Here is a 5,393-nt window from a genome sequence, read left to right on the forward strand (position 1 = left end):
AGGGTTGACAACTTTGAGAAGAGATAGTATAGTAATAAAGTTGTGTTAAGAGCGGAAAGCGCGAGAGAGAAAAACATTTTAAAAAAGGTGTTGACAAACGCGAGATAAGTTGTTAATATAATATAGTTGTCTCAGCGACAACGAGTAGCACATTGAAAACTGAACAAAACTTTGAACAAACGAATCTGTTGCCAGTTATTACGAAGTAATAACTAAAACAAATTTGCGAAGTCAATTCGTAACAAACAATAAACGGATAGTCGTTATAGAGATATAGCAATTAGTCAGTTTAATCGAAGAGTACATCTTCAAGCGATGAATTTAAAATTCATTTTAAATTGAGAGTTTGATCCTGGCTCAGGATGAACGCTGGCGGCGTGCCTAATACATGCAAGTCGAACGCGCAGCGAAAGGTGCTTGCACCTTTCAAGCGAGTGGCGAACGGGTGAGTAACACGTGGATAACCTGCCTCAAGGCTGGGGATAACATTTGGAAACAGATGCTAATACCGAATAAAACTTCATGTCGCATGATAAGGAGTTAAAAGGCGCTACGGCGTCACCTAGAGATGGATCCGCGGTGCATTAGTTAGTTGGTGAGGTAAAGGCTTACCAAGACGATGATGCATAGCCGAGTTGAGAGACTGATCGGCCACATTGGGACTGAGACACGGCCCAAACTCCTACGGGAGGCTGCAGTAGGGAATCTTCCACAATGGGCGAAAGCCTGATGGAGCAACGCCGCGTGTGTGATGAAGGCTTTCGGGTCGTAAAGCACTGTTGTATGGGAAGAAATGCTAAGGTAGGGAATGATCTTAGTTTGACGGTACCATACCAGAAAGGGACGGCTAAATACGTGCCAGCAGCCGCGGTAATACGTATGTCCCGAGCGTTATCCGGATTTATTGGGCGTAAAGCGAGCGCAGACGGTTGATTAAGTCTGATGTGAAAGCCCGGAGCTCAACTCCGGAATGGCATTGGAAACTGGTTAACTTGAGTGTTGTAGAGGTAAGTGGAACTCCATGTGTAGCGGTGGAATGCGTAGATATATGGAAGAACACCAGTGGCGAAGGCGGCTTACTGGACAACAACTGACGTTGAGGCTCGAAAGTGTGGGTAGCAAACAGGATTAGATACCCTGGTAGTCCACACCGTAAACGATGAACACTAGGTGTTAGGAGGTTTCCGCCTCTTAGTGCCGAAGCTAACGCATTAAGTGTTCCGCCTGGGGAGTACGACCGCAAGGTTGAAACTCAAAGGAATTGACGGGGACCCGCACAAGCGGTGGAGCATGTGGTTTAATTCGAAGCAACGCGAAGAACCTTACCAGGTCTTGACATCCTTTGAAGCTTTTAGAGATAGAAGTGTTCTCTTCGGAGACAAAGTGACAGGTGGTGCATGGTCGTCGTCAGCTCGTGTCGTGAGATGTTGGGTTAAGTCCCGCAACGAGCGCAACCCTTATTGTTAGTTGCCAGCATTCAGATGGGCACTCTAGCGAGACTGCCGGTGACAAACCGGAGGAAGGCGGGGACGACGTCAGATCATCATGCCCCTTATGACCTGGGCTACACACGTGCTACAATGGCGTATACAACGAGTTGCCAACCTGCGAAGGTGAGCTAATCTCTTAAAGTACGTCTCAGTTCGGACTGCAGTCTGCAACTCGACTGCACGAAGTCGGAATCGCTAGTAATCGCGGATCAGCACGCCGCGGTGAATACGTTCCCGGGTCTTGTACACACCGCCCGTCACACCATGGGAGTTTGTAATGCCCAAAGCCGGTGGCCTAACCTTCGGGAGGGAGCCGTCTAAGGCAGGACAGATGACTGGGGTGAAGTCGTAACAAGGTAGCCGTAGGAGAACCTGCGGCTGGATCACCTCCTTTCTAAGGATAAACGGAAGGTAACAGTGCATTTAATTGCAAATAAGTGCGTTCAAAGTTTTGTTTAGTTTTGAGTGTGGTACTGTAATAGGTATCATGGTCAAAGATGATCCTATGGGGAATTAGCTCAGCTGGGAGAGCACCTGCTTTGCAAGCAGGGGGTCAGCGGTTCGATCCCGCTATTCTCCATAGACAATCGCGAGATTGTCGAGGTTGTACATTGAAAACTGAATAGTAACAAATTCTTTTAAAGTAATGGAAACATTATTCTAAATTGAACCGAGAAACAACACAAAAAGTTCTTTAAAAAGAACGGTTTAATCGCAGGTCTGAAAGAAGACCAACTCATAAACTAAACCACAACTACGGTTGTATAGGTTAAGTTAATAAGGGCGCGTGGTGGATGCCTTGGCACTAGGAGCCGATGAAGGACGTGACTAACTACGATAAGCTTTGGTGAGCGGTAAGTACGCTATGACCCAGAGATTTCCGAATGGGGAAACCTAACTCGAAAAGAGTTGTCATTATTTGAATACATAGGATAATGACGGAACACGCTGTGAACTGAAACATCTCATTAGCAGCAGGAGAAGAAAGAAAAATCGATTCCCTAAGTAGCGGCGAGCGAAAGGGGAAGAGCCCAAACCAGAGTGCTTGCATTCTGGGGTTGTAGGACTGATATATAGGAGTTACAAAAGTGTTTTATAGCAGAACAAGTTGGGAAACTTGGCTAGAGAGGGTGATAGCCCCGTACGCGAAATGAAGCACACTCCTTTCAGGATCCTGAGTACGGCCGGACACGTGAAATCCGGTCGGAATCTGCGGGGACCATCCCGTAAGGCTAAATACTCCCTAGTGACCGATAGTGAACCAGTACCGTGAGGGAAAGGTGAAAAGCACCCCGGAAGGGGAGTGAAATAGTTCCTGAAACCACGACGCCTACAAGAAGTCAGAGCCCGTTAATGGGTGATGGCGTGCCTTTTGTAGAATGAACCGGCGAGTTACGGTATCGTGCGAGGTTAAGGTGGAAAGACCGGAGCCGCAGCGAAAGCGAGTGTGAATAGCGCGAATAGTACGATGCTGTAGACCCGAAACCAGGTGACCTACCCATGGTCAGGATGAAGGTGAGGTAAAACTTACTGGAGGTCCGAACCGGTGCATGTTAAAAAATGCTCGGATGAACTGTGGGTAGCGGTGAAATTCCAAACGAACTTGGAGATAGCTGGTTCTCTCCGAAATAGCTTTAGGGCTAGCCTCATTATTAGCATACTGGAGGTAGAGCACTGTTAAGCCTAGGGGCCCACCTCGGGTTACCAAAGTTTGATAAACTCCGAATGCCAGATATGTATGAATGGGAGTCAGACGATGAGTGATAAGATCCACCGTCGAAAGGGGAACAGCCCAGATCGCCAGTTAAGGTCCCTAAATATATGTTAAGTGGAAAACGATGTGATAGTGCATAGACAACTAGGATGTTGGCTTAGAAGCAGCCACCATTTAAAGAGTGCGTAATAGCTCACTAGTCGAGTGCCATTGCGCGGAAAATGTACCGGGGCTAAACATATTACCGAAACTGCGGGTGCCACAAAGTGGCGCGATAGGAGAGCGTTGTAAGGGCAATGAAGGTAGACCGTAAGGACTGCTGGAGCGCTTACAAGTGAGAATGCCGGTATGAGTAGCGAAAGACAGGTGAGAATCCTGTCCACCGAATGACTAAGGTTTCCTGGGGAAGGCTCGTCCACCCAGGGTTAGTCGGGACCTAAGGCGAGGCTGAGAAGCGTAGTCGATGGCTAACAGGTTGAGATTCCTGTACCAGTAGTAATGCGTTTGACCAATGGAGGGACGCAGGAGGCTACCAGATGCGCACTGATGGATATGTGCGTGCAAGCAGTAAGTCTTGTAGAGAGTGAAATGCTTTCTACTATAAGGACAAGCTGTGATGCGGATCGAAATAAAGTAGAGAAGTCTGAGATGTCACACTGCCGAGAAAAGCTTCTAGGAAGTATTACACTGCCCGTACCGCAAACCGACACAGGTAGTCGAGTGGAGAACACTAAGGTGAGCGAGAGAACCCTCGTTAAGGAACTCGGCAAAATGACCCCGTAACTTCGGGAGAAGGGGTGCTCATTGTAAAAGATGAGCCGCAGTGAATAGGCCCAGGCGACTGTTTATCAAAAACACAGGTTTCTGCAAAATCGTAAGATGAAGTATAGGGGCTGACGCCTGCCCGGTGCTGGAAGGTTAAAAGGAGTGCTTAGCTTCGGCGAAGGTACGAATTGAAGCCCCAGTAAACGGCGGCCGTAACTATAACGGTCCTAAGGTAGCGAAATTCCTTGTCGGGTAAGTTCCGACCCGCACGAAAGGCGTAACGATCTGGGCACTGTCTCAACGAGGGACTCGGTGAAATTTAAATACCCGTGAAGATGCGGGTTACCCGCGACAGGACGGAAAGACCCCATGGAGCTTTACTGTAGCTTGATATTGAATGTTTGTGCTGCTTGTACAGCATAGGTAGGAGACGTAGAAGTTTGGACGCCAGTCTAGACGGAGTCGCACGGTGGGATACTACCCTCGTTGTATGAACATTCTAACACTGGTCGCTGATCGCGATCGTGGACAGTGTCTGGCGGGCAGTTTGACTGGGGCGGTCGCCTCCTAAAAGGTAACGGAGGCGCTCAAAGGTTTGCTCAGAATGGTTGGAAATCATTCGTAGCGTGTAAAGGCATAAGCAAGCTTGACTGCGAGAGCTACAACTCGAGCAGGTACGAAAGTAGGACTTAGTGATCCGGTGGTTCCGCATGGAAGGGCCATCGCTCAACGGATAAAAGCTACCCTGGGGATAACAGGCTCATCTCCCCCAAGAGTCCACATCGACGGGGAGGTTTGGCACCTCGATGTCGGCTCATCGCATCCTGGGGCTGTAGTCGGTCCCAAGGGTTGGGCTGTTCGCCCATTAAAGCGGTACGCGAGCTGGGTTCAGAACGTCGTGAGACAGTTCGGTCCCTATCCGTCGCGGGCGCAGGAAATTTGAGAGGAGTTGCCCTTAGTACGAGAGGACCGGGGTGAACAAACCGCTGGTGTACCAGTTGTTCCGCCAGGAGCATTGCTGGGTAGCTATGTTTGGATGAGATAAACGCTGAAAGCATCTAAGTGTGAAACTCGCCTCGAGATGAGATTTCCCATTCTTAATGAAGTAAGACCCCTTAGAGATGATGAGGTAGATAGGCTAGAAGTGGAAGTGCTGTGAGGCATGTAGCGGACTAGTACTAATCGGTCGAGGACTTAACCAAAGTCAAGAACGAAAGTTCAAGAAACACTTATGAGTGGTTCAATTAAGAGAAGAATTTGATACTATTTAGTTTTGAGTGAATAACTCAAAGGTGTCGTGTCGATAGCATAGAGGACACACCTGTTCCCATTCCGAACACAGAAGTTAAGCTCTATCACGCCGAAAGTAGTTGCCGGATCGCTGGCTGCGAGGATAGGAAGATGCGGTGCCGTACATAGGAAGT

Annotated in this window: 1 tRNA gene and 3 rRNA genes; all 4 read left to right on the top strand. The window is 48.5% G+C overall.

Features of this window, described 5'->3' with window-relative positions:
• Window positions 1-334: 334 nt before the first annotated feature.
• The 4 genes from K5Q12_RS07030 to rrf all read left to right on the top strand — a co-directional run bounded on the left by K5Q12_RS07030 (window position 335) and on the right by rrf (window position 5,379).
• Window positions 335-1,884 (top strand): 16S ribosomal RNA (locus tag K5Q12_RS07030).
• Between the two features lie 113 nt (window positions 1,885-1,997).
• Window positions 1,998-2,070: transfer RNA gene (locus tag K5Q12_RS07035), tRNA-Ala, on the top strand.
• A gap of 187 nt (window positions 2,071-2,257) precedes the next feature.
• Window positions 2,258-5,171: ribosomal RNA gene (locus K5Q12_RS07040) — 23S ribosomal RNA — on the top strand.
• Window positions 5,172-5,262: 91 nt separating this feature from the next.
• A 5S ribosomal RNA gene (rrf, locus tag K5Q12_RS07045) occupies window positions 5,263-5,379 on the top strand.
• The 16S, 23S and 5S rRNA genes sit together here with 1 tRNA gene alongside, the layout of an rRNA operon.
• Window positions 5,380-5,393: the final 14 nt, after the last annotated feature.

It is taken from the genome of Leuconostoc palmae (genome assembly GCF_019656075.1).
Lineage (GTDB): Bacteria > Bacillota > Bacilli > Lactobacillales > Lactobacillaceae > Leuconostoc > Leuconostoc palmae.